Origin of the sequence: Tunicatimonas pelagia, from assembly GCF_030506325.1 — a bacterium.
GTDB classification, from domain to species: Bacteria; Bacteroidota; Bacteroidia; order Cytophagales; family Cyclobacteriaceae; genus Tunicatimonas; species Tunicatimonas pelagia.
In genome coordinates this window covers 608,922-634,043 of the sequence record NZ_CP120683.1, presented here as the reverse complement: position 1 = coordinate 634,043, position 25,122 = coordinate 608,922, and the positions used below count along the sequence as shown (strand labels likewise).

Annotated in this window: 17 protein-coding genes; 15 read left to right on the top strand and 2 right to left on the bottom strand. The window is 44.9% G+C overall.

All coding sequences use genetic code 11. The features are described 5' to 3' along the window. The first annotated feature begins 179 nt into the window (after positions 1 to 179). From P0M28_RS02530 to P0M28_RS02515, 4 genes are all read left to right on the top strand, one after another. On the top strand, positions 180 to 734 hold the full coding sequence (locus P0M28_RS02530; protein ID WP_302207862.1) for a YceI family protein: 555 nt from the start codon (positions 180 to 182) through the stop codon (positions 732 to 734). Positions 735 to 883: 149 nt separating this feature from the next. Then, positions 884 to 1,768: a DUF5777 family beta-barrel protein gene (locus tag P0M28_RS02525; RefSeq protein WP_302207861.1), complete on the top strand. Its 885-nt coding sequence runs from the start codon at positions 884 to 886 to the stop codon at positions 1,766 to 1,768. A gap of 91 nt (positions 1,769 to 1,859) precedes the next feature. Then, positions 1,860 to 2,165, top strand: coding sequence for a DUF6787 family protein (locus tag P0M28_RS02520; protein WP_302207860.1), 306 nt, complete (start codon positions 1,860 to 1,862; stop codon positions 2,163 to 2,165). Positions 2,166 to 2,172: 7 nt separating this feature from the next. Further along, the gene (locus P0M28_RS02515; protein ID WP_302207859.1) at positions 2,173 to 3,942 is read left to right on the top strand and encodes a hypothetical protein; all 1,770 of its coding nucleotides are present in this window, start codon (positions 2,173 to 2,175) and stop codon (positions 3,940 to 3,942) included. Positions 3,943 to 4,001: 59 nt separating this feature from the next. Here P0M28_RS02515 and P0M28_RS02510 read toward each other — a convergent pair whose 3' ends face one another. After that, complete coding sequence (locus P0M28_RS02510) at positions 4,002 to 12,431, bottom strand: T9SS type B sorting domain-containing protein (protein ID WP_302207858.1); 8,430 nt, start codon at positions 12,429 to 12,431, stop codon at positions 4,002 to 4,004. 603 nt (positions 12,432 to 13,034) lie between these two features. Between P0M28_RS02510 and P0M28_RS02505 the strand changes: the two genes are divergently transcribed. The 6 genes from P0M28_RS02505 to P0M28_RS02480 all read left to right on the top strand — a co-directional run bounded on the left by P0M28_RS02505 (position 13,035) and on the right by P0M28_RS02480 (position 18,263). Then, positions 13,035 to 13,940 carry a PorP/SprF family type IX secretion system membrane protein gene (locus P0M28_RS02505; protein ID WP_302207857.1) on the top strand — a complete coding sequence of 302 codons (906 nt, stop codon included), beginning with the start codon at positions 13,035 to 13,037 and terminating at the stop codon, positions 13,938 to 13,940. 127 nt (positions 13,941 to 14,067) lie between these two features. Further along, complete coding sequence (locus P0M28_RS02500; protein WP_302207856.1) at positions 14,068 to 14,415, top strand: sensor histidine kinase; 348 nt, start codon at positions 14,068 to 14,070, stop codon at positions 14,413 to 14,415. Positions 14,416 to 14,596: 181 nt separating this feature from the next. Next, positions 14,597 to 15,385, top strand: a complete 789-nt coding sequence (locus P0M28_RS02495) for an outer membrane beta-barrel protein (protein WP_302207855.1) — start codon at positions 14,597 to 14,599, stop codon at positions 15,383 to 15,385. A 67-nt stretch (positions 15,386 to 15,452) separates the two neighbouring features. Then, a complete protein-coding gene (locus P0M28_RS02490) occupies positions 15,453 to 16,376 on the top strand; it encodes a sugar phosphate isomerase/epimerase family protein (protein ID WP_302207854.1) in 924 nt (307 codons plus the stop codon). 111 nt (positions 16,377 to 16,487) lie between these two features. Further along, positions 16,488 to 17,579 carry an oxygenase MpaB family protein gene (locus tag P0M28_RS02485; RefSeq protein ID WP_302207853.1) on the top strand — a complete coding sequence of 364 codons (1,092 nt, stop codon included), beginning with the start codon at positions 16,488 to 16,490 and terminating at the stop codon, positions 17,577 to 17,579. A 114-nt stretch (positions 17,580 to 17,693) separates the two neighbouring features. Then, positions 17,694 to 18,263, top strand: a complete 570-nt coding sequence (locus P0M28_RS02480) for a hypothetical protein (RefSeq protein ID WP_302207852.1) — start codon at positions 17,694 to 17,696, stop codon at positions 18,261 to 18,263. A 36-nt stretch (positions 18,264 to 18,299) separates the two neighbouring features. On the opposite strand, the gene P0M28_RS02475 is transcribed toward P0M28_RS02480, so the two are convergent. Beyond that, entirely contained in the window at positions 18,300 to 19,877 is a 1,578-nt protein-coding gene (locus P0M28_RS02475) for a hypothetical protein (protein WP_302207851.1), read from the bottom strand. A 162-nt stretch (positions 19,878 to 20,039) separates the two neighbouring features. Here P0M28_RS02475 and P0M28_RS02470 point away from each other — a divergent pair, with 162 nt between their 5' ends. The 5 genes from P0M28_RS02470 (at position 20,040) to leuB (ending at position 25,026) form a co-directional block, all read left to right on the top strand. Beyond that, entirely contained in the window at positions 20,040 to 21,197 is a 1,158-nt protein-coding gene (locus tag P0M28_RS02470) for a 2-isopropylmalate synthase (RefSeq protein ID WP_302207850.1), read from the top strand. A 71-nt stretch (positions 21,198 to 21,268) separates the two neighbouring features. After that, positions 21,269 to 22,687: a 3-isopropylmalate dehydratase large subunit gene (leuC, locus tag P0M28_RS02465; RefSeq protein WP_302207849.1), complete on the top strand. Its 1,419-nt coding sequence runs from the start codon at positions 21,269 to 21,271 to the stop codon at positions 22,685 to 22,687. Beyond that, a complete protein-coding gene (locus tag P0M28_RS02460; protein ID WP_367281892.1) occupies positions 22,687 to 23,268 on the top strand; it encodes an O-methyltransferase in 582 nt (193 codons plus the stop codon). Before leuC ends, P0M28_RS02460 begins: the two co-directional genes overlap by 1 nt. Positions 23,269 to 23,305: 37 nt before the next feature. Continuing rightward, the gene (gene leuD, locus P0M28_RS02455; protein WP_302207848.1) at positions 23,306 to 23,902 is read left to right on the top strand and encodes a 3-isopropylmalate dehydratase small subunit; all 597 of its coding nucleotides are present in this window, start codon (positions 23,306 to 23,308) and stop codon (positions 23,900 to 23,902) included. Between the two features lie 41 nt (positions 23,903 to 23,943). Beyond that, positions 23,944 to 25,026, top strand: a complete 1,083-nt coding sequence (gene leuB / locus P0M28_RS02450; RefSeq protein WP_302207847.1) for a 3-isopropylmalate dehydrogenase — start codon at positions 23,944 to 23,946, stop codon at positions 25,024 to 25,026. Positions 25,027 to 25,122 lie beyond the last annotated feature (96 nt).

Genomic DNA, 25,122 nt, shown 5'->3' with positions numbered 1-25,122 from the left:
GCCCCGCAAGGGTTGCCCCGCAATGAATGATGAGTAATGATTAATGACCAATGACTGATAATACTCAATAACTCAATCATTCTCTCATTCAATCCCTTAACAATTAACAAAAGACAATCAATAGTCTAGTCATTCACTATCAATTTTCAACTATCCAATTTCAACTATATTAAATTACCATGAAAAATATAATCATCATTTACCTAGCCTTTTTAGTAAGCAACTCGCTAGTGGCTCAGGATAAGTTTATTACCCAGACCGGACACACTAAATTCTTTTCTAGTGCGCCCCTCGAGGATATTGAAGCCCACAACAATAAAGTGCAGAGTGTCATTGATTTTGCTAAGCAAGAAGTAGTAGTGAGCATGGATATGCAAGCCTTTGAATTTGACAAGTCGCTCATGCGGGAGCACTTCAATGAAAATTATGTGGAATCAGAGAAATACCCCAAAGCTATTTTCAAAGGCACTTTCAGCAATGGTAGCCCCATTGATCCTACAAAAGATGGAGCGTACACTGTAACCGTAGAAGGAACCATGACGATTCACGGAGTAACTCAGCCCGTTACTACCGAGGGAACCATTGTAATTAATGGTGCGAAGGTAAATGCTCAAACCAAGTTCATGATTAAGGTAGCCGATCATGATATTGATATTCCGAAAATCGTTTTTCACAATATTGCTGAAGAGGTAGAAGTAACCGTGGATTTGAAGTATGATCCGCTAAACAGTTAACATAGGCGAATCAATCTAGCCGAACTGCTTAGCGGCGGTTCGGAGAGGTTGTGTTGTTAATCCGTACAATGGCCTGTCTTTGGCAGGTCACTGTATTCTTTTCCAACCATCAACTTTCAATTACCTATTATCCATTAGTGTAAACTATCATGAAAATACGTACACTTTTCTTCTTCAGCGTAGCGGTTCTCTTGTCAGTAGGTGCTTTTGCCCAAGATGATTTGATGAACTTACTCGAGGCCAATACGGAAGAATCAATTCATTTTACTGAAGCTACCTTTAAGGGAAGCCGGTTAATTAACGGCCACACCGTAGAAACCCGCAAACAGGGAGAGCTGGAATTCCTGATTTCTCACCGTTTCGGACGGCTTAACTCTGGAGCTTACGAATTCTTCGGCCTTGATGCGGCTAATGTTCGTTTAGGACTAGAATACGGCGTAGCTGATTTTCTGACGCTGGGAGTAGGACGCAACTCGTTTGAGAAAACCTACGATGGTTTTGCCAAAATAAAATGGCTTCGTCAGAGTAAGGGAAAGCGGGTGATGCCGGTTTCGGTGGTGACATTTTCTAGTGCAGCCATCAATACGCTCACTGAATCATCGCCCGGAGAGTTTCCAGACCTCACAGCTCGGATGTTTTATACGCAGCAACTGCTGATTGCCCGTAAGTTTGGCTCGGCTTTGTCATTACAGATAATGCCTACTTTGGTGCACCGTAACCGCATTCAGGAGCGAGAAGGAGAGAATGATATTTATGCCTTAGGCGTTGGCGGACGGATAAAATTAACGCAACGAGTATCGCTCAATGGAGAGTATTACTACCGACTGAATGCGGAAGAATACGCAGAGGATGATCTGAATCAGTTGTTTAACTCGCTTGCTATTGGCTTTGATATTGAAACCGGTGGGCACGTATTCCAACTGCATCTTACCAATAGCCGGGCCATGATTGAGAAAGGCTTTATTGCCGAAACCAATGGTAACTTCTTCGCCGGAGATATTCACTTTGGCTTCAACGTATCCCGAGTATTTTAACAGTAGATACTAGGTGGTGAGGATTAGGGTTTAGGCAATTGACTTTCCTAAACCCTAATCCCCAACTCCTAAACCCCAATCCCCAAAAACTATGAAATTTCTAAAAAAGCTACAAAATCGCTGGAAAGTAGACGATATCCGGCAAGTTCTAGTAATTCTGCTGGTATTCAGTCTAACGGGCAGCTCAATCGTAATGATTCGCCCGGTGATCTTTCAGTGGGTAGGCGTTACGGCTGAGACGAGCGGACTTACTCGTTGGCTTTGGTATATCGGGTTTATTATTCCGGCTTATCAGGTGCTGCTATTAGGCTATGGCTGGTTGTTTGGTCAGTATCATTTCTTTGCTCGTCGCTACCAAAAGATGATACCATCGAGGTTTATGCCCTCTCACAAATAGTACTGTTATGAAAATAAGAGTCGCTCACCTTCAGCTAATGCACTGCACCTCGGTGTGGGGGTTATTACTACTGGGGTTGGCTCAGTGCCAGTCGCCCCAACGGTCTTTGTCTCCCCAAGCCCCTTTGTTTAATAATCTAGGAGACTACTCTCTGTTGGTAACTACTGACTCTGATCGCGCGCAGCAGTACTTCACGCAGGGCTTAAATTTGACCTACGGTTTCAATCACGCTGAGGCCGAACGCTCGTTTCGCGAAGCCATTCGCTTGGATTCTACCTGTGCAATGGCCTACTGGGGTGCCGCCCACGTTTTGGGTACTAACTATAATGCCGCCATGGAGAATGAGCGTAAAGCTGAAGCCCAGTACCTCACGCAACGAGCGGTAGCGAATATGAGCCACACTTCTGATTGGGAACAAGCCCTTATCAACGCTTCAACCTACCGCTACAATTACGAGAAAACCGATAATCAGTCAGCATTGGATCAGGAATATGCTAATGAATTATCTAAGGTCTACCAACAGTTTCCCAATGCTGATGATGTTGCGGTTTGGTACGCCGAATCGCTAATGAACCTGCACCCTTGGGATTTATACACCAAGCGGGGAGTGGCGAAGCCCTGGACTCCTCAGATTACTGATTTACTAGAAACAGTCATGGAGCGTAACCCCAATCATCCGGGGGCAAACCATCTGTACATTCATGCTGTGGAGGCTTCCGATTCACCCGAACGGGGGCTTGCCAGTGCTGATCGTTTGAAAAATTTGGTGCCAGGTGCCGGACATTTAGTACATATGCCCTCGCATATCTACATCCGGACGGGAGACTATCACCAAGGTTCAGAAGTGAACGAGCGAGCAATTGTAGTTGACAGTCTGTATTTAGAAGAGTGTCAGATTCAGGGAATGTACCCACTAGCGTTGTATCCGCATAATATTCACTTTTTAGCGGCTACCGCAGCTCTGGAGGGTCGGGGAGAGCTAGCAATTAATGCTGCATTTCGCACTGCCATGCATACTGATACCGCCATGATGCGCGAGCCTGGTTGGGAAACTTTACAGCACTATCATATGATTCCTCATTATTTGCTAGTGAAATTTTCGCAATGGAATCATATATTAACCCTCCGGGAGCCCGATTCAACCTTGTTATATCCGCAGGGAGTATGGCATTATGCCCGGGGTATGGCTTTTGCCGGGAAAAATCAATTAGCCAAAGCCCAGCAAGCACTTGCCAGTTTAAAAAACGTAGCTGCGAATCCTGCACTGCAAGACATTACAATTTGGGAATTGAATTCGGTAGATCAGCTACTAGCCATTGCTGAGCGAGTATTAGCAGCTGAAATTCTACGCCAGCAGCATAATTACCAAGCTGCGGAAGTGTTGCTTCGTGAAGCGGTAGGGATTGAAGGTCGTTTGAACTACAACGAACCACCTGATTGGTTTTTTTCAGTGCGACATCCGCTTGGAGTGGTGCTACTGGAAATGGGAAAATTTACGGAAGCCGAAGCGGTGTATCGGGAAGACCTGTTCTTTTTACCTGAAAATGGCTGGGCTCTTAACGGACTTTATCAAAGTTTGGAGGCTCAGAACAAAGTGGCGGAAGCTAAGGAGGTACAACAACGTTTTAATCAGGCTTGGCAGTACGCTGATATTGCGCTTTCGGCGTCTGAAGCAATACCACTGGTCTATCAAAATATTAATAGCCAATCACCCTTTGGGTCGTATCTGGCTAGCGTACCCAAAATAAGCTGGTGTGGGCTTACTCAAAGGAAATAGTTAAGTTTCTCATAGATAGTAGTTTAGGTGAAAAGGCACTTCATTATGAGGTGCTTTTTTTAGTTGATTAACTCCAGGTATCCGGTTTTAGGCTTAGATCCATCGTTCTTCTCAATTACGTAGAAGTAGGTGCCATCCGGTAGTCGCTGACCACCTACGTATAATCCGCGGTTGCCAATGCCTTCAAATCGGACATTTTGATTGTTGTAATACTGAGCTTCGTACACTGAGCTACCGGCTCGATTAAAAATTTTGACCGTATTGTTCGGGAATAAATCTATACAGTCAATCTCGAAGAAGTCATGGTCGCCATCACCATTAGGGGTAACAGCATTGTAGACGTTAATATCAGTGCCAATTTCTACCATGCCTTCGTACGAGCAGCCGTTTTCCCAGTTAATCTGTACAGGCAGCGTACCAGCCGGCAAGTTTTTAGTCACGTATCCTTGCGAAGTAAATCCATTCGTTTCTGGAGTTCCCCACTCAACTGATACAACCCTCAATCCTTCTTCAGGAATAACGGTTGCCGTTCCGTTGCTAGCTCCGCAACTAGAAGGGGTTGTCTCAACACGGAAGGGAGGGGTGTAGCCCTCGTCGAGAATCTCAAAGAAGGCAGCCTCTGAGGTACAAGCCGTAATAAGTTCGGTCACAGTTACTTGGTAGGTATCGGCGGGTAGGGATGAGACGTAGATTAATAAATCAGCTTCTCCCACCGAAATCAATGAATCTGGTAATGGGGTGCCATCGGCGTAGTAGAATGAGAAAGCATAATCTTCGACACCTCCATTCACTGAGACAGTTACTGCCCCATCGGGATCAGCACAATTGGTCATATGAGATAAGATTTCTACATCAGGGGCATCTACAATTCGTTCACCTTGCTCTACAATTCCAACTGCTTCGGCTACACAACCCGTTGCCCTTTCCGTAACTTCCACTCGGTAGGTTTGAGGCGTTAAATTATACGCCCGGGGCCCCTCGCTCACGAGATTATCCTGAGTATCGTACCATCTGTAATCATACCCTACCGTTTGCCCGTTTACCTGAGCGTAGAGTAAGCCATTGGGCAGGTTTGGGTCACAAGTGGAATAGGGCTCTTCTAGCATAACTTCTACTTGTGGCGGAACTGATTGGTCTTCTACAGTGACCGTAATTGGTAGCGAGGTGCAGGTATTGGTTGTAATATCCGTAGCGGTAACGGTGTAGTTACCCGGCATTACTCCCGCCCATACTTGACCCACAAAGTCGGGAGAAGCTTGGATGGTGTCGCCTATGTACCAATCGTAGCGATAGCGACCTGATGAAAGTGGTTCAGCCTGCACCATTCCGTCGCCTAACTGAGGATCACATACTGATGCTGGTGCAGCCGTCGCGGTAATTTCCGGGATTTCTGTCTGTTCAACAATCTGAAAATTCTGAATTGCAGCGCAACGTGTACGCTGGTTCTCTACCAATACGGTATATAGCCCGGCGGTCAGACTATCAATAGTGGGTTCAGTTTCTAGCACTAGCTCATTCATGGGATTGGTAGTAGCCCCTCTAAACCAGCGATAGGTGTAGGGGGCATAACTACCATCGGCTTCTATCGCCTTTATGGCAATGGCTCCGGTAGCCAGTCGCAGCGTATCGCAACTACGCTGGGCTTGTAAATCTTCAATATCCAGCCTCGGGACAGTAGACTCGTCTCTGATGTCCAGTTGAAGTAGGTTGGTTTCCAATTGCAGAGTTTGGTGGAAGCCTCGCACATAATAGGTGCCTGCTAGAAGACTATCAAAGGGAACCGTACCCGAAAAATTTACCACTGAATCGAGAGCGGCTTGGGTAGGGTCGTATACATTGGCGTATAGTTTAATCTGGTAATCTTCGGTACGATCAACTTCGCCTGCCAGGGTAATACTATCTAAAGCCAAACTACCGTTAGCGAAGCAAACTGTCTGCGGATTAGCTTGTACAAACAGTTGGGGTTCCACCTCCACAAATGGGAGTAAAAATCGGTTGGTGGTCACACAGCCGGTTACTTCGTTTAGAACTTCTATCAAGTATTCCCCCGAATCTAATTGGTTGATGGCAGCATCGGTTCCTATTTCCTGTCCTACATTATAATCATCCGCATTGTACCAACGGTAACGATACGTAAAGTTGTTCGCTATGGAGTCTAATGGCTGATTATTGGCTACCTGCACCTGCGCTTGCAGTGCTCCGGTCCAACTACTTGGGTCAGGATTTCTACTGTACTGAGAAGCAATAAGCTGGATACTGATAATAGGGTCTTCGCTGATATTGTCCACTTCTACGGACGTAGGGGCGGAGTAGCAATTATTGACACTATCGGTAGTGATAAAGTAAATACCTTCAGCTAGGTATTCAAACTGACCAGTAGCGGATGTTGTCAGTGAGTCTAGCTCATTATCGTATAAGTTATACGTGTAATCACTTACATCAGTATCAATTACCTGCGTACCGTTGAAGTAGTACTCTTCTTGCGTATCAACAACAAAGGCGGTTCCATCGGCAGGATCACATATCTGCTGAGGGTCAGTGTCCAAAGTGAGGATGACTTCCCGGTCTACGGAAGTAACTTCGTAGGTAATAAAGTACGTACACTGGTTACTATGGCCGGAAGTGTCTTGCACCAGGACGGTGTACTGCCCCGCAGTTAAGCCAATAGCTCGGGAAGGGTCGGTATCAATATTGGCCGCTGGTAATTGATTGACTGATAGGGTGTCGTTACCTGCAAACCAAGTGTAGGTAAAATGGTCTTGATCGGCATCATTATCAAATGTGCCCGTAGCCGTAGCGTTTAGTATTCCAGTACCGTTGGTAGAACTACCCATTGCACAGCTAAAATCGGGTTCTTCTTCGGTAATGGTAATGCCCGGAGGTTCGGCGGTATTCTCTACCAATATTAAACTAGAAACCGTTTCACAATCGGTGGCTAGGTTCGTCGCTCGCACGTAATAGTCCCCTTCGGGTAGTGCGGTAAATGGATCACTAGCAATTCCGGTTCCAGTCGCAGCGAAAGAGGTAAAGGTATCATCCAGCAGCTCGAGAGTGTAATCGCTCAGCGCTACTGAAGTGCCATCTTCAGTGATCGTATTCACCCAAATATTTCCGGTAGGGCTTGGGCCGCAAACCGAATCGGGCAGCGTCGTAATGCTGGTAATGGCAATATCCTTATAAAGTTTGGGCAAGTAGTACGTTGAATCATAAGAGCAACCCTGACCCACTCCATCGTTATCCGTTATCCGCACGGTATAGTAGCCTTCTGGCAGGTCAAAGGCCAGAGAATCGTCTACTTGGGCAGCGGGTAGCGGAGTACTTGTATCAACCCCTTCAAACCACTCGAATGTAAAATTACCCTGGTTAGCATCGCCATCACCCCCTCCTACAACTGATGCGATCAACTGCCCCTCGCCATCGGTATCACAACTAAAATCAGCACTAGGGAAGAAAGTGATGATAGGGTCAGGATTGATCATTCTAATTCGTACTGCTTCCTCAATTATTGGGCAACCTGATATGTTGTCTACAATTCCTACAGTGTACTGACCGGGTGCATAATCAGTAAAGTTGGATGTAATGGCAACGGTTCCGACGGGGTTTAGCGTATCAATTTCGTTGCCCAGATCAAAAGAATTTCCGATGTATAGATAGACGCGGTAGCGATCTAGCGGAGTTAGAGGGGAACCACCGGGAGTGATTGTGAACTCAATACTTCCGTTACCGGGGCTACACTCGGTAGCATCGGTAACCGACGTGCTTAAACTAGGGGGATCGGCTTGAGGTAAAAATAAAGTGTCAGAGATTTCGCAGCCCGTCAGATTATCGGTTACAGTAACGGCGTAATAGCCTGATGATAGCGTTTCTCGCCGAGACTCAAAGTCGTTCTGAAAAAATATAACCCCCGGATTAACTAATCCCGAGTTGTTTTTGGAGTTGCCTAGGAAGTACCAATCAAATGTATAACCAGCTCCCGAAGGAGAATTGTTACTGGGTGACGTGGCCGAAATACCCAGGCTTCCGTCGGCAGTAGAACAGGAAGCAGGCGGAATAAACGATCCCCAAGTAAGCTGAATGTCGGGGTCTTGCTCAATGCTAATGGTCATTGGGGGCGAAACACAACGAGTGAAGTCATCTTCTACCGTAGCCGTGTAGTCCCCAAAGTTTAGTCCCGAAAACTGTCCGCTCGAAGTAGTAGCCATCGGCACTCCGGTAGCGGTAGTTCCCGCGTACAATCGGAAAGTATACGTTCGGTTAGTGGTCACATCGTAGGGAAGTGGTTGGGAGCCACCGATTACGGCGAAAATAACTTCACCATCAGCCGATGCAGCCCGACAATCCGTTGTAGCCGTAACGCTTACAGTATCAATTAGTGGCTGAGGAGTGGGAACATCTTGAATGGAAGTGTAGGCTACTGAACTACACTGGGTGGTGTTATCGGTGATTCGTAGAGCATAGGTGCCTGCTGCCAGATTAAAGATACTGTCTCCATTGGCAGAGATATTGGTGAAAATTTGCGAGCCAGATGGGCTTCCTGAAAACCAAGCAAAAGAATAGTCTGTTGCCAAACCACTAAAGCTATTAGCGGCAATTACCCCGTTGGGTTGCCCGGCATCACAGCTATTATTATTGAATCGCCGTAAGGAAATGGTAGGTTTAGGAGCCTGATCCAGTATTTCGTACTGAGCTGTATCTTGGGCGGTACAACCGAGCGGACTAGCCACTAAAACGGTATAGATACCGGGAGGAATATTGTTAAGTGTTTCACTGGTTTCAGGAAGCACCGTATTGCTAGCATCGCGCCACTCAAACGTATACCCATCTGCTGAGGTCTGCCCCCCGTCGGCGCTCACCGTGATGCTACTACCCCAAGGATCTGTACAATTATCGGCGTGAACAACGGTGGCGTTGAGGTCAATTACCGGACGGGTAATTTGCTGGGGTAAGAACCGATACTGGAAAGTTTGGCAACCTGTAGTAGTATTAGTAACTACCACTGTGTAGTTACCTCGGTCAGCTCCCGATAGCACACTGCCCGTAGACAGCGGAGTAGCGGGCAGAGTAGAAGAAGTTTGATTACCAGCGTACCACTCAAACGTATAGCCGCTCGTTTCGGTCGCACTACCCCCGGTAGCACTTTCATCTACGGTGGCACGTAGTGAACCATTAGGCGGAACTGGAGCACAAGCCGATTGAGGGGCGACTACTTCGGTATTTACCACCGGATTAACCGAGTTATCATTAATAGTTACCACCAGAGGGTCGGATAAACAGCGAGTAGTTCTATCAGCTGCAAACACTGTAAAGGTACCACTCATCTGATCCTCCAGGTGATTGCCCTGAAATAGTACAGCTGAAGTGGTGTCGGGAGATGAAACATTACCGGAGTACCAGTAAAAATCATAATCGGTCGTATTTCCACTCACCGATACTTCGGCTTCGCCATTAGCGAAAGCCGGATCACATACGGTTACGTCTACTTGATCGTCTAGCCGAATGGGCGGGGTAATCTGGTTGTCCGGCAGAAATACGTCTTCCACCGTGGTACAGCCGGTATTGGCGTTAGAGACCACCAGACGATAGTCGCCTGATGGGAGTTGGTCTACAGTTGGACCACCACTGTAACCTGGTCGAGCCGGAATCACATCGTTTAACCCCCGATACCAGAAAAAGGAATAACCAGCGGTCACAGCGGTTCCGCCTTCATCCACGTAGGCTGATAGAGCTCCGGTAGGATTGGCTGGGTCGCAGGAAACCTGATCATCTGTAATGGAGGTGACAACCACTGGGGGAACCGCCAAATCATCGACAACTACCGTTCGGGAAGATGAGTTACAGTTCGCGCCTGGAGCTTCGGCGACTACCAGATACGTTCCGCCAGTCAGCCCGGTCTGGGTTGCCCCCAGATAATCAGGAACTGTTTTGACTACGTTTCCTTGGTACCATCGGAAGATAAAGTTCACCGTATCTCCTCCTACATTGGCGGTTACTATACCGTCACTGTTAAAGGCCCCAGCACATTTGGAGTTATCCTGCACTACCAAGGCGGTTACGTTGAAGGGAAAGGGGGTGACTGGGGTAGCAACCACATCGGGGTCGGTGTCGCATTCGCGAATGGTTCCGTTCAACTCGTCTAGAGGATAAAAAGCGGTATTGCTTAAGCTGCTACCCGTAGTTTGATTAAAAGGCCCAATGTCATTTAGAGAGGTATACAAGGTGAAGGGGCCAGAGATGCCGTTGACCCAGAGCAGTGTATCCAGCGATTCACCGGGCTGTAGCCCTCCTGGAATATCCACCTCAATAGTTTCTAGGTAGGGACTGGCGACTCCATTGCTGTAAGCCACTTGAGGATCATTCTGATAAAAGGATATTGGCACGGGGTTGCCCACTACATCATCACCCGAATTAATGAAGCGTAGCCGTACCCGGAAGCGAGTATCAGGACAGGTGGGTGGAAATACCTCGGGTGGGGCGGTGAAGTCCAGCTTAGGGGAAGGGAATTGTAAGATGCCACAGAAATTAATCTTAGGCGATTGGTTCAAGTATTTGTTCAGCGAGAAGCCCGCGGTGCCCGTTGGCAACAAGTTACACTCTTGGGCAAACCCTAAGTGGTGCTGTTGCTGGTAGCGGGGAATACTCAAATCATCGTTGATGTTCACGTTGAAGTAGGCAAACTGGTTCCAAACACTTCTAGACGGCACCCAAAAGGTACCGGGTGCTGCTTTGTAGGCTCTAATAAAGCCGAATTTCTGATTCCCTCCTCCAGTTCTAGTTGTTTCGTTGGGAAAATTCTGATCTCTACCACAAACGACTACGATTTCAGTTTCCCCGTCGCCATCTACATCGGCTACAATGGGATATTCGGCATGAGTGTTTGAGCTACAGAAATCAGCGCTAGCGTATAACGTGACAGGGTCGCCCGTGAAGCCATCAACGATATGCAAATTTATTTCATCACGATAAATAATTTCTGAAGCCCCGTCTCCGTCAAAATCAAATACTGCCGTGCTGGTAAAACCAGACGACCCCTCCCAATAATCAGTGTAATTAGCCCATTTTAGGTTCCAGTTTTCATCTAAAGCGTATAAACTAGAGCCAGACATAAATGTACATTCCAAACCCGCATCATTATCAATATTAGCAATATTGAGAGCACCAACCCCTTTCTTCCAGAATTTAGTGCCCATGAAGTCACCGTAGCCATCGGTGAAGCCCGCCGGAATGGTAGATACCGGACGAGTAGGAATAAATGAACGAACAGTATTGTTGTGAATATCCCAAAAAAATATGGTAGTAGGACCTTCTAAGCTTCCCGTAGTACCGCTGCAGATAATATCCAAATGACCATCCTGGTTGAAATCAGCGACTGAAGTAGAACTCCAGTTTTGTTCTCCACTACCTATCTGCTTAGGACGATATCCATCCGTATGATAATGCCCAATTTTAGTAGCAGCATCATCCATATTCAAGCGTTCTGTGAGTTGATTGCTCACTAAATTTACAGAGTACACCAGATGGCCTATCGCTAACTCTAGTCCGTCGCAGTCTGGACAACTTCCACTTTGGGGTAAAATATCTACGGCAACAGGCACTCCGGCAAGATTGTTATTCCAATCATTGCCGCTCGGATAAATATTTTTTCCGTGACTACCTTCCACAAGCACGGTACCAGTGGTAGCATCTCTAATTTCATTTACGTAATACAGTTCCGCTACACCATCTTGGTTAAAGTCAGCCAGTAGGGGTGGGCGGGGTCTGCTTGCAGGGGCACTTTGCGTCGACCAAAGTGAGGTTAAATTATGATTGTAGGCTCGTACCCTTCCGCTACGGTCTATATGGAATATTTCACCGAACCCATCTCCGTCTACATCCCCTACCGCTGGGTAGGAGGCAAACTCCTCATTATCGGTTACTTTCACTTGGTCTTTAATTGATCCATCCTTACCCTCAAGAATATACATATAACCAGTCTCATCGTTGTACGAAATCACTTCGGCTATGCCGTCTTTATCAAGGTCGGCTAAAGCAAATGAGCCACGGGTAGCACTGGTTTGCATAGGCGAATCCCAGGCTTTTTCTATTGTAAATAAATTGCCGCTTGGCCTTACTTCACAGTCGGCTACATTAATAATAAAATCATTGGGGTTATCAGGATCGGCTAAGCAGTCACCATCGTAATAGTCAAAGAAACCATCACCATCATCATCAATACCATTATTACAATTAGTTTCAACCGGACAATTTGGCGTACCCTTACAGTCATCGTCTAGGCAATCGGGTAATCCATCTCCATCATTATCTAATCCATCGGTACAATCACTCTCCCGGTTTTGGCACAATGGTGAGCTTACACAGTCGTCATCAAAACAGTCAGCTAGCCCATCACCATCGTCATCTATGCCATTAGCACAGTTGACTTCTTGAGCAACTACTGAGAAAGAGAGTGCTAGCATTAGCAGAACGCTAAGCCAAATACTTTGTAGTTTCATAGTTAATAAGAGTCGTCACACTTATTGAGCTATAAAAGTCCGCTAGCACAACTGTATTATAAATTTAACTTACCTGCCGACCTTACATAAGGAAGATAGTGCCAGCTTTTAGTTATTCTGGTTTGTAATTGCAATGAAACTAGTAGTAGTCCGCTAACTTTGGTTGAAAAGACTTACAACTGTATAATACTACTGCTAAGAAGCCAGAAGTAGTAAATAATCTACTAGATAGACACTAAACAGTACGTTTCATTCTTTATTTCTGCCCCTAGATAGTATCTGTAGTGAAAAAATAACCTTACGTAAGTTTTTATCCATATTTCAACCTATCGCAATTTTTAAAGCTTGGCTTTTGAAATATGTAATATCCTAATTATCAATACTTTAAAGTGGTAATGATACACTATTTAGATAGTAACATTGCCTAATAATAGATTCATTTTGGGAAAAAAAGAGGGTTTAAAAGAAATGTAAATATGACTTTTTTTATAATAAATTTTCTTTTTCTAAGATTATAATTGCATATTTGTAAGGTAAAGTTACACAGGTAATAGAAGTTAAGTTGGTAAAATGAAACGATTTATAATAAACATACCACAGCATTTGCTTAAGAGAATAACCTTTTCTTTTGCCTTGCTTCTTTTGCTGATTACCGAATGTTTCGGTCAGCAAAGTACGCTGTATTCTCAGTATGTTTTCAATCGCTTGGCTATTAATCCGGCGTATGCGGGTAGTCAAGATCAATTACAGATTACGACCTTACATCGTCGTCAGTGGGATAACTTTGAGGGAGCACCAGTCACCAATACTATAATTGCTCATAAGGCTATCAAGGATAAAAAAGTCGGTATTGGGCTTATTGCTTCAGATGATAGGATCGGTATTCACAGCGATCAGCGAATGTACGTATCGTATGCTTACAAAATTAAAATGATGCACGGAACACTGGCTATGGGCTTGCAGGCAGGTTTTAGCCGATTGCAATCCGACTTCTCTAAATTAAACCTAAAAACAGCGGATGCAGTGGCTACTGGCTTTCGTAATTCATTCAACCCCAACTTCGGAACGGGGTTATACTACTCAAATTCCAACTTCTTTGCTGGCTTATCTATCCCCTATCTTCTGAATAGTACTTTGGCCGATGGGGCAGAATTAGGTTCATTCAGTCAGGAAAGGCGCTATTACTTTCTGACTGCGGGTCGGGTGTTCACCTTAAATCCACTAGTAAAAGTACTTCCTTCCGTTTTGGTGCGAGTGCAAGAAGGAAATGCTACCTCAGCCGAGGTGGGGGCTAACTTGATTCTTAATGACATTCTAACGGTAGGTGCCTCGTACCGTAGTGAAGATGCCCTGATCGGTATTATGAAATTAGAGATTAGTAAAAATATTAGTGCGGGTTATAGTTACGACCATACCCTATCAGATATCGGAGCGTACTCCAATGGTTCTCATGAGTTTATGTTGAGCTATCGTATTCCTTACAGCAAGAAATGCCATACTTACTTCTAGTGTAATAATGCACTAGCTACACGCATTACTTCACCTACCGAAACCCTTAACGAAGCGTGTATATGTATCAAGTTTTACCCAATACAATAACAGACAATAACAGTAGCGCACTACCACCGATGAACACATGCTCACTAACGTTTTAAGAGGTGTGCTAGAAAACAGTATTAAGTTTAGAAAGACTAGCACCAACGATACAGTTATCAAGGTCTCCGTTCGTACTTATAAAGAAGGGATCAAAATCAAGGTAAAAGACAACGGTCTAGGCATGGATCGTACTATGCAACAGCGAGCATTTGACATGTTTTACCGAGGACACGGCCACGTTAAGGGAAGTGGTTTAGGGCTTTATATTGCGAAGAATGCGATTGAAAAAATAGGGGGAGAAATTACCTTGAAGAGCCAGCCGTTCTTGGGTACTGAAGTGAGTATTTATGTGCCCGACGAAGCTTCTCAAAACCCTACTGTAGAATAATCAGCTAGCTAATCATTAGAGTTTACCAACTTACAGTAAAGGCATTGGCTTCTGGCTGATGTCTTTCTTATTTTCTCAGCATTTTAATTCGTAAAAACTTACGCTGTAGGTTCCGATCTTAATCTAAGCCAATTAGAGAATCACTCTTTTGTAATTTGATAGTAAAAATATAATGATAAGGGTGAGCAGGGTTTTACTGATATTTTGGGGCATAATAGTTCTTTCTGAGACAAAAGCACAAATTCTTACGGGACCAATTGTAGGAGGGCAAGCAACGGTGGCTGGTTACGGTTCACAGTACGATGGGGTGGATTTTCAGCAAGATTTATCATTCAACTATTTAGGTGGCTGGAGTTACGCCTACGAAATAAGCGATCATCTAGCGTTTTACAGTGAATTAGTGTATAGTCGGAAAGGAAAAGTACAGCGTTACAACTCAACCTCCACTCGGATAGTAGAAAATCAGACGTACTCTCATTTTCTGGACGCACCTATTTTGTTACGCATTACTGGGCCTATTGGGCGAAGCAAAGCTCGTTGGTTTATTAATGCCGGGCCGCAAATAAGTTACTGGCTAGGGGGGCGGGGAACAGTGACGGCTTATGAATTTTTTGGCAGTGATCAGCTGACTCAAATAGATTACACAGTTCGTTTTTCGGAAGACGAACCTGCCGAAGGGGTATTGGCAGTAGATGGTGCCAATCGGCTCCAGTTCAGTTTGGCTGCCGGAGGCGGGTTTAGTATTCCGGTAAACCGATCGGGGCACGAAGTAGTAATTAATTTGCGTTACGTATCGGGTACTACATTTATGGGGGGTAACGAAAGTTTTGAAATTGGAACTACCGAGATAGAGGAGTATTTGGGGTATAAGCACAATGCGCTACAGGTCTTAACCGCTTACGTAATACCTATTGATATTTTCGGTATGCGAAGGGGTAAATCTTCTCGTAAAGTGAAGCACAAAAAATAAGCGGGAAGCCACCTCACTTTCATCTAAGCTTAACTTTCTTTAAGATAGCATCGTACTAAAAGATGCTATGCAAGAGTTTACCACCCGACGAGATTTTTTAAAACAAGCAAGTTTTCTGGCAGCTACCTCGGTACTGCCAATCAACAGTGTATTTCACACCACTGATGGTTTTATTGACCAACTGGGGTTACAGTTATATACAGTTCGGGATGTGCTGGTAGAAAAACCTCAGGAAACAATGCAAGCTATTCGGAACGCGGGCTATCAACAGGTAGAACTGTTTGATGGTCAATTGCTTCCTCAGCTACACTCGGTATTGAAAAGCTTGGGGATCGCCATCAATAGTACTCATTTTTTGTCTCCGCTATTAACCGGAAACTGGGAGCTTTTAGAAGCCACTGGAGTACGCCGTCCTCCCGCTAACTACACGCTACAGGTGGCAATAGATCAAGCGGCTGAATATGAGGTGTCTTATTTTATTTTCCCGTTTCTTTATCCGGGAGAGCGCGGTGGAATAGACGCTTACAAAACACTGGCTGAGCAGCTAAACCAAACTGGTGAGCTTTGTAAGAAAGTAGGTATTCAGTTAGGGTACCATAACCATTCGTTTGAACTCCAACCGATGGACGGTAGCTCGCCCATGGAAGTACTGATGTCAGAAACCGATCCTGCACTAGTCTGCTTTGAGCTAGACGTATTTTGGGTATCGGTAGCTGGGCACAATCCGGCTGAGTATATTCGGAAATATGCTAACCGCATTGAATTGCTGCACTTAAAAGACAAAAAAGAGAATGCCCCTCAAACGTACCGGGCCATTACTATGCCCCCCGAAAGTTTCCAACCAGTAGGTAGCGGAGTGCTCAATTTTACAGAAATTCTTCAAGCTGCTCAGGAAGCCCAGATAAAGCATGTGTTTGTAGAGCAAGATGCTTCCGATAATCCGTTAGGCGACATCAAGAAAAGCAGCGAGTACCTGCGAAGTTTGAAATAGTATTTTAAGTATTCAGGTATTCATGTAATTCCGAACACCCAAACACCCTTCCCCTCGGTGGTTTGAGTAAACTAACGCTGCTTACGCTTGTTATAGAACAAATACCGGATAATGAGTAAGATTACTTTATATAACGATCAGTTTTTAGATGAGATGCGTTTACGTACTGACCCCATTGCTGATGAGGCAGTAGCGGATCTTATGCGTAATAAGCAGGCCAAGCAGTACCACAGTATCATCCAATCTCTCACAGTTAATAATTACCAACTACCCACTGGACTCCCTGATTCGGTAGTGTATTTTCTGGAAACTACGCGGCAGCTTCCGGAGTGGGTCGATTTCAAGCTCATGCAGCGGGGACAGCAGTTTTTGGAGAAGCATATTTCTGATTTACTGCTAATGCTGGGGCTGCTCTCGCTACCGTTCGATTATGCCTCTGCTGATGGGGCACAAGTGCTCTATCGGTCGGAGCGGCTTCGTAAGAATCCGGCGAAGCGTTTGGCTGAAACTGGGCAGTATGTGCTGGACGTAGGGGAAAAAAATGGGTTCAGCCCGCAGGGAAAAGCTATATGTAGTGCTCAGAAGGTTCGCCTAGTCCATGCGACTATCCGCTACCACATTCAGCAAAAAAACGATTGGAATGAAGCCTGGGGTCAACCAGTTAATCAGGAAGATATGGCGGGAACTAACCTGTCATTTTCGGTGCTGCCCATTCGCGGGTTACGAAAAATCGGAATAGAAGTGTCGCAAGAAGAAGCTCACGCTTATATCCACTTATGGAATGTGGCAAATTATACGATGGGAGTAGATGAACCGCTACTGCCTGATACTACTAAAGAGGCTTTCTGGCTACTGAAAAAGATTTCGGAACGTCAGCACGCGCCCAGCAAAGCTGGACAAGAATTGACCAAATCGTTGTTAACCGTAGTACCTAACAATACTGCCTTTGACGGGAAGGAAATTGCAGCTCGTTACATGCGCTTCCTGTTGGGTGATACCATTGCTGATATTCTTGACCTGCCCTCAACATCACTACCGGATGCTTGGTTGGCAGCTCCACTATTAGGGTTCGTACAGTTCCGACAACTTTTGGGTAATCGGGCGCAACAGTACTACGCCGTTCGTCAACAACTGAAGCAACAGCTAAAGCAGTCGAAAGGAGAACCTTTTAAGCTACCTTCTACATTAAACACTCTTCATTAATACGGCCAAAGGGCTACTGCTTAGAATATGTAAGTTTTGGTCTATTAAGCGATTGGGAATTCAGGCTGAAAGCTTGATCTTTTCAGAATATTTCCACCACAAAGTTTGAATTCCATGACTTCTAAGATTAGTACATTAATTTTGGCAATAGCCTGTCTGGCCGTTGGGCTGTTTAGTAGTTGCCAGAGTAGTAAAATTGCCTACGGTAATTCCTATTATTTTAAAGCCACTCCCAAAGCTGTGCCTCAAAAAGAAGTTTCTCCCGAAACCCAGCAAGTCATCGCTTCGGTAGAGAAAGTTCCGATGAAGGAAGTATCTGCTACCGAACGTAAGGAGGCACTTGAGCAGAAAATTACTAATCTACAACACCACCAAAAACAAATTGAAGAAACTCAAGCTGCGTTAGATCAGGCATCTACCGCACAGGAAAAAAGAGAAGTGCGTCGGCAGCAGCGAGCTGAGAAAAAAGCCTTTCGTCAAGAACTAAAGCAGCTTACTCGAGAAATACGCACCGCTCCTCAGGAAGTACAAAAAGAGAATCTTTCTAGCAATGGCCGATTAGGGTTGATCTTCGCAGCAATCGGATTGATACTGTTGTTGGTCGTTCCGGGGTCAGTAGGTACTATTTTAGGAACTATACTGTTGGTAGTTGGTATTTTACTGTTAATCTTAGATTTAGTATAAATCAGGTGGCGTAGTTCAATCCGTTCCTTCTTGTTTCTACGATAGGTTCAGAGCGGGTTCTGGCTTCATGGCGTGCATTCGGCGGTACGCTTTTTCCTGAATCACCTCTTCTACGCTGCGTTTACTGGTTTTACTCTCTAGCCAGGAGATAATATCGAAATAGATAAATGCTCGCTTCTCATAAGGGCTATTAATTAGTGTAAGTAATTGCTGATGAAGCGTATCAAATCGTTTGATGAGTTCAGGTTCGGTAGTTCCAGATGAGAGGTTTTTCAGAAAGCTCAGAATATACGTTTGGTACTGGTGCAAGTCATCCCTAAGCAATAGAAAGCGATAGGTTGATTTAATCAAATACTCAATCAGGTCGGTGTTTCCTTGCTCGTAGTGACTAATGAGGTTGAGTATTCGGGCAAAACAGTGAATGTCTTCTCGTAGATTTATTTGTTGTTCATTAATAATTTTCTGAAGCCAAAACGATGCTTTTCGGTACTCGCTCGCCCCAAAGTACATACAAGCAATCTTGTAATAGAAGGTAATGGTAGCGTGCTTCCCTAGCTGATCTACAAACTGATTTAGCTCCTGAGCCTTACGAGCTACTAGTTCTGTCCCCTCCCGAAAACTACCCGTAAGAAAGTAGGCATTCAGCTCGTGAATAGTAGTATACTTGAAAAGCATAGCCCGCAGGTTTTCATTCAGTTTAAGGCTGGGGATTTGGTCTACCTCTCGAAGCCGTTGCATAGTCTCCAAAAACTCTTGATAGCGATACAGTCGCTGTTGGGTAATCATCAGCTTGTGTAGCCCCCGGATATACGCCATCGGCTGCAACGGAATAAACTCCGGTTGTTCCTCAAACAAATTGGCCCAACGTTGCGCGTAGCGAAACGCATCCGTAAAATTCTGGGTGAACAGGTAGTAGGTTACGTACACTTCGTATAACTGTAGCCGTTCGTGAAACGATAGCGATTCTTCGTCGAGAGTTGGCAGATGCTCTTGAATATACTGATCTATCTCGGCTGAGTACGTCTCTTGGCGAACGAATCCCTTTTTTACGTACCAGTGGTTTAGCCGTACCTGAATGTTGGACAGTAAATTGATATTGCTAATCTTTTGGGTAATATCCTGTGCTTCCTGAATAATATCATTCACCTTTTGCTGACTTTCAGCTCCAATACCCTGAGCAAAAACCTGCTTTTGCAGTTTAAGTATCTCTAGGTTGAGTTCTAGGTTGTCGTTTTGAGAAGCTAGCCGTTTGGCTTTGGCTAGGGCCTTGGTACACTGCTGGTGCAGTCCCCGATTTAGTAAGAGTTGAGCATGATCAATGCACTCGCGTAGCTGAATATCTTTACTGTGCGAGAGGTGAAAATCGCGCAGAAATTGCAGCGTTCGATGATAGAGATGAGCTTTTAAATTAGAGAATTGCTCCGGCTTAATATGGGGGTAAATCGCTAAAATCTCATCCTCATTGCTAAGGTGGTGCGTGGTATACGCCTCAAACAAGGATTGTATTTTGAGGTTATCACCTAGCTTCTGTAATTCTAAGGTAACGTATCGTTTCTCTCCTTTGCTCAGCGACGCTAATAATATTTGTAAATCGGTTGATCTAGGCTTAGCCATCGTAGTTATTTTCTGTAAAAAGCTATATTTTTACGTTTTAAGAATGAATAAAGAAATAAATATAAAAATAGCGGTCGTAATAGTTGCTTTTTTTTTGTTGAATTATAAATTCTAGCTATACATTTTTACATCCTCAGTACTAAAAAATCTAGGTTCCTTGTTATGAAGCAACGGATTTACATATTTGACACTACATTACGCGACGGCGAGCAGGTGCCCGGAGCTAAGTTAAACCCGGAAGAGAAGCTGGTCTTAGCTCAGCAACTGGAAAAGTTAGGAGTTGACATTATTGAAGCGGGGTTCCCTATATCATCGCCCCAAGATTTTAATGCCGTAAAAACCATCGCCGAAAGCCTGAAAAGATCTACGGTTTGCGCGCTAGCCCGAGGGTTAGATGCCGATATTGATACTGCTGCTCGGGCAGTAGAAAATGCGGCGAATCCGCGTATTCATACCTTCATCTCCGTATCGGATATTCATATTGAGCACCAGATGCGGAAGACCCGCGACGAAGTGCTGAAGATGGTAGACCATGCCGTAAGCCGGGCGAAAAAATACTGCGATAACGTAGAGTTCTCGCCGATGGATGCCTCCCGGGCGGATATTGATTATCTTATTAAATTCACCAAAGTAGCTATTGATGCCGGAGCTACTACCATCAATCTACCCGATACGGTGGGCTACGCAATTCCTGAAGAATGGGGCGCGATGTGCAAGCGGATGGTAGAGGAGATTCCGGCGTTCAAAGATGAAGTGGTGATGAGTATGCACACCCACGACGATCTCGGATTGGCTACTGCCAATGCCATTGCGGGAGTGGTTAATGGTGCCCGACAGATTGAATGTACGCTAAATGGGGTAGGCGAGCGGGCTGGGAACTGCTCACTAGAAGAGGTAGTCATGATTATTAACAGTCGTTATAAGGATCGTTTCGAGACTGGAATTAATACCAAAGAGCTAGTGCCTACCAGCCAAATGGTATCATCGACCATGCACCTCACCGTACAAGCGAATAAAGCTATTGTTGGGGCAAATGCGTTTGCCCACTCCTCCGGTATTCACCAAGATGGTATTATTAAGATGCGGGAGAACTTTGAGATTATTGATCCGGCTACGGTAGGAGCCGAAGGTTCGGCGATTGTACTCACCGCCCGCAGTGGTCGTCATGCTTTGCTATATAAACTTCGGGAGTTAGGCTACGAAGTAGACAAAGAAGATGTCAATGATGTTTACCAGCAATTTTTAGAACTAGCCGATCGCGAAAAAGAAGTGTCTGATTCCGCGCTGAAGAATATGATGGAAGACTTAGTAACTCAATGACTAATGATTGATGATTAATGAAGTTTACTATTCATTAATCATCAATCCCTAATCACCACTCATTAGAATTCATGTTAGGAAAAACGTTATTTGATAAAATCTGGGATGCTCATGTAGTGAGTAGTATTGAAAATGGTCCTGATGTGCTGTATATCGATCGCCATTTTATTCACGAAGTGACCAGCCCCCAGGCATTTAATGGACTAGCCCAACGCGGAATCGGGGTGGCTCGCCCTAAACAAACGATTGCTACTGCTGACCATAATGTGCCGACCAAAGATCAGCATCTGCCGATTCAAGAGGCTCTTTCACGGACTCAGGTAAATAAACTGACTGAGAATTGCGAAAAGTTTGGGGTTGAACTATATGGGTTAGGTCATCCGTTTCAAGGCATTGTTCACGTAATTGGACCCGAGCTGGGGATTACCTTGCCAGGAATGACTATTGTGTGTGGCGATAGTCATACTTCTACCCACGGAGCGTTTGGCTCAGTAGCATTTGGCATTGGTACCAGTGAAGTAGAACAAGTGCTGGCTACTCAGTGTATCTTACAGACCAAGCCCAAAAAAATGAAGATTGAGGTGAATGGTGAACTGGGTGAAGGGGTATCTTCTAAGGATATTGTCTTATACATCATCGCTCAGATCACCGCTAGCGGAGGTACGGGCTATTTTGTAGAGTTTGCTGGGTCGGCTATTCGGAGTCTTTCTATGGAAGCTCGAATGACGATTTGCAATATGAGCATCGAGATGGGGGCTCGCGGTGGCATGATCGCTCCCGATGAAACTACCTTCGATTATATCCGAGGCCGAGAGTTTGCCCCTAAGGGCGAAGAGTTTGATCGGATGGTAGACTACTGGCGAACGTTACCGAGCGACCCTGATGCCGAATATGATGAAGTGCTAACATTTGATGCGACTGATATTACTCCGTTTATTACCTACGGCACTAATCCAGGAATGGGTATTAAAATTACCGATAGCGTACCTGCTATGGAGGATATACCGGAAGCCGAGCAAAACTCATTTGCTAAATCGCTGGACTACATGGCTTTAGAGCCTGGACAATCATTACTAGGTAAAAAAGTGAATTACGTATTTATCGGAAGTTGTACCAACTCCCGCATTGAAGATTTACGGAAAGTAGCTGATTTGGTGAAAGGACAACAAAAAGCTGCTCACGTCAACGCCATGATTATTCCTGGTTCAAAACAAGTTGAGCAACAAGCCCGCCAAGAGGGATTGGATAAAATTTTCGAGGAGGCTGGGTTTGAGTTGCGCCAACCTGGCTGCTCTGCTTGCCTCGGTATGAACGAAGACAAAGTGCCTAAGGGTGAATACTGTGTTTCCACATCCAACCGCAATTTTGAAGGTAGGCAGGGACCCGGTGCGCGAACTTTTCTAGCCAGTCCACTGACCGCGGCAGCTACGGCCATCAACGGATATATCACAGATGTTAGAGAGTTGCTAACTGAGTCAGAATTAGTTTGATGATGAACGGTTCAATTGCTTCACGTATTCCTCACCTCTATTCAGAAATAGAAGAGCGAACAAAAAAGGTAGAATTTGATATGCCTTCTGACCAGTCAGTTGGCTCTCTATTAAGGACACTGGTTGCTTCCAAACCAAATGGACGCTTCTTAGAGATAGGCACCGGAACGGGCTTAGCTCTATCCTGGATTTTAGATGGCATGAATGCTCGGTCGGAAGTTATCTCAATTGATAATAATCCAGAGCTAATAGAGGTTGCTTCCGAAGCTTTTGTAGGATATAACCGAGTTCAGTTAGTTTGCGCTGATGGTAAGCAGTGGATTAAACAGTACGAAGGCGGAAAATTCGATGTGATCTTTGCGGATTCATGGCCAGGAAAATATAGTGCGATCGATGAAACGCTCAATCTGCTAAAGTTAGGTGGATTTTACGTGATTGATGATATGATGTTTCAGTCCAACTGGCCAGAAGGACATCAGCAAAAGGCAGAAACCTTAACTGATTATCTTGAGAACAGAGAAGATCTATATCTGACCAAAATGAATTGGTCAACTGGAATTATTATCGCTACTAAGATATAATGCACAGACGCAAAATGTTGCGTCCTAACAAGAAAAAATGGATAAATTCAAAACACTCACTTCTACTATTGTTCCGCTACCAATGCAGAACGTAGATACCGACCAAATTATTCCGGCTCGCTTTCTGAAAGCAACGACTCGGGAAGGCTTCGGCGATAATTTGTTTCGTGATTGGCGGTACGATGAGCAGGGTACCCCCAAAGATGGTTTTATATTGAACGATCCTAATGTGAGGGGCGAAATACTGGTAGCAGGCAAGAACTTCGGAAGTGGTTCTAGTCGAGAGCACGCTGCCTGGGCCATTTACGATCACGGGTTTAAAGCAGTAGTTTCTAGCTTCTTTGCCGATATTTTTAAAAATAATGCGTTGAACAACGGACTGCTTCCGGTGCAGGTAAGCGAAGGCTTTCTACAAAAAATATTCAACCAGTACGAAACAGAAGCTGATACTGAGCTGCGTATTGACCTGACCGACCAACGTATCACCCTATTGGATACGGAAGATTCTGAATCGTTCGATATTAATCCGTATAAAAAATACTGTCTGGAAAATGGCTACGACGATATAGACTATCTATTAAGCCAGCGAGAAAAAATAGAAAAATTTGAAGCGCAAACACTTTATTCAGTCTAACCTCTATATTTACGCCCTTAACTGAACGAAAAAACAAAAGCATGCAAAAGAAAATAGCAGTACTAGCCGGAGATGGAATCGGGCCGGAAGTAACCAAACAAGCCCTAAAGGTATTGCGAGCCATAGAGCGAGCGTTTGATCATGAGTTCACCTACGAAGAAGGCTTGGTAGGAGCTGCAGCCATTGACGAAACCGGTAATCCTTTTCCGAAAGAGACGGAGAAGCTTTGCCTGAAAGCAGATGCTATACTCTTCGGGGCTATTGGTCATCCCAAGTACGATAATGATCCCAACGCCAAAGTACGGCCGGAGCAAGGGCTGCTGGCAATGCGAAAAAAATTGGGGTTGTACAGCAACGTACGCCCTATTAAAAGCTACCCAGCCATTAGTGAAATTTCACCGCTGAAGGCCAATATTATAGAAGGCGTCGACTTTGTAGTGTTTCGGGAGCTAACCAGTGGAATTTATTTTGGTGAGCCTCGAGGACGTAATGAAAGTGGTGATGTTGCTTTTGATACCTGCATATACAGCAAGGAAGAAATCCGCCGTATCAGTAAATTAGCTTTTGAAGCAGCCATGAAGCGTAAGAAGAAAGTGACGTTGGTAGATAAAGCCAATGTGTTAGCCACTTCTCGTTTGTGGAGAGAAACGGTGCGGGAATACAGTCAAGATTTTCCAGAGGTCAAACTAGACTACATGTATATTGATAATGCGGCGATGAAGCTTATTCAGAACCCCAGTGTATTTGATGTAGTGCTTACCGAAAATATGTTCGGGGATATTCTAACTGATGCAGCATCGGTTATTACCGGATCGCTAGGTATGCTGCCCTCGGCCTCAATGGGCGAAAAGGTAGCTTTGTTTGAGCCTATCCACGGATCATACCCCGAAGTGGCGGGGCAGCTACGAGCAAACCCCATCGGAGCAATACTTTCGGCAGCAATGATGCTAAATTACGCCTTCGATATGGTAGAAGAAAGTAACGCTATTAAAGCGGCGGTGCAGCAAGTGCTGGATGATGGTGAGGTAACCGAAGATATTAATCACGATAACCCGCTTTCAACTAAGGAAGTAGGTGATAAAATTGCCACGCTGGTTTACGCCAGCAATAGTGTAAATGCATAAACAAACTGATAAATCTTTGTAATAATCACAAATACTCAGTATGTTTAAGACTCAAATTCAATTTGCTAATGATCTTTTCTATTGTCATTATCGTGG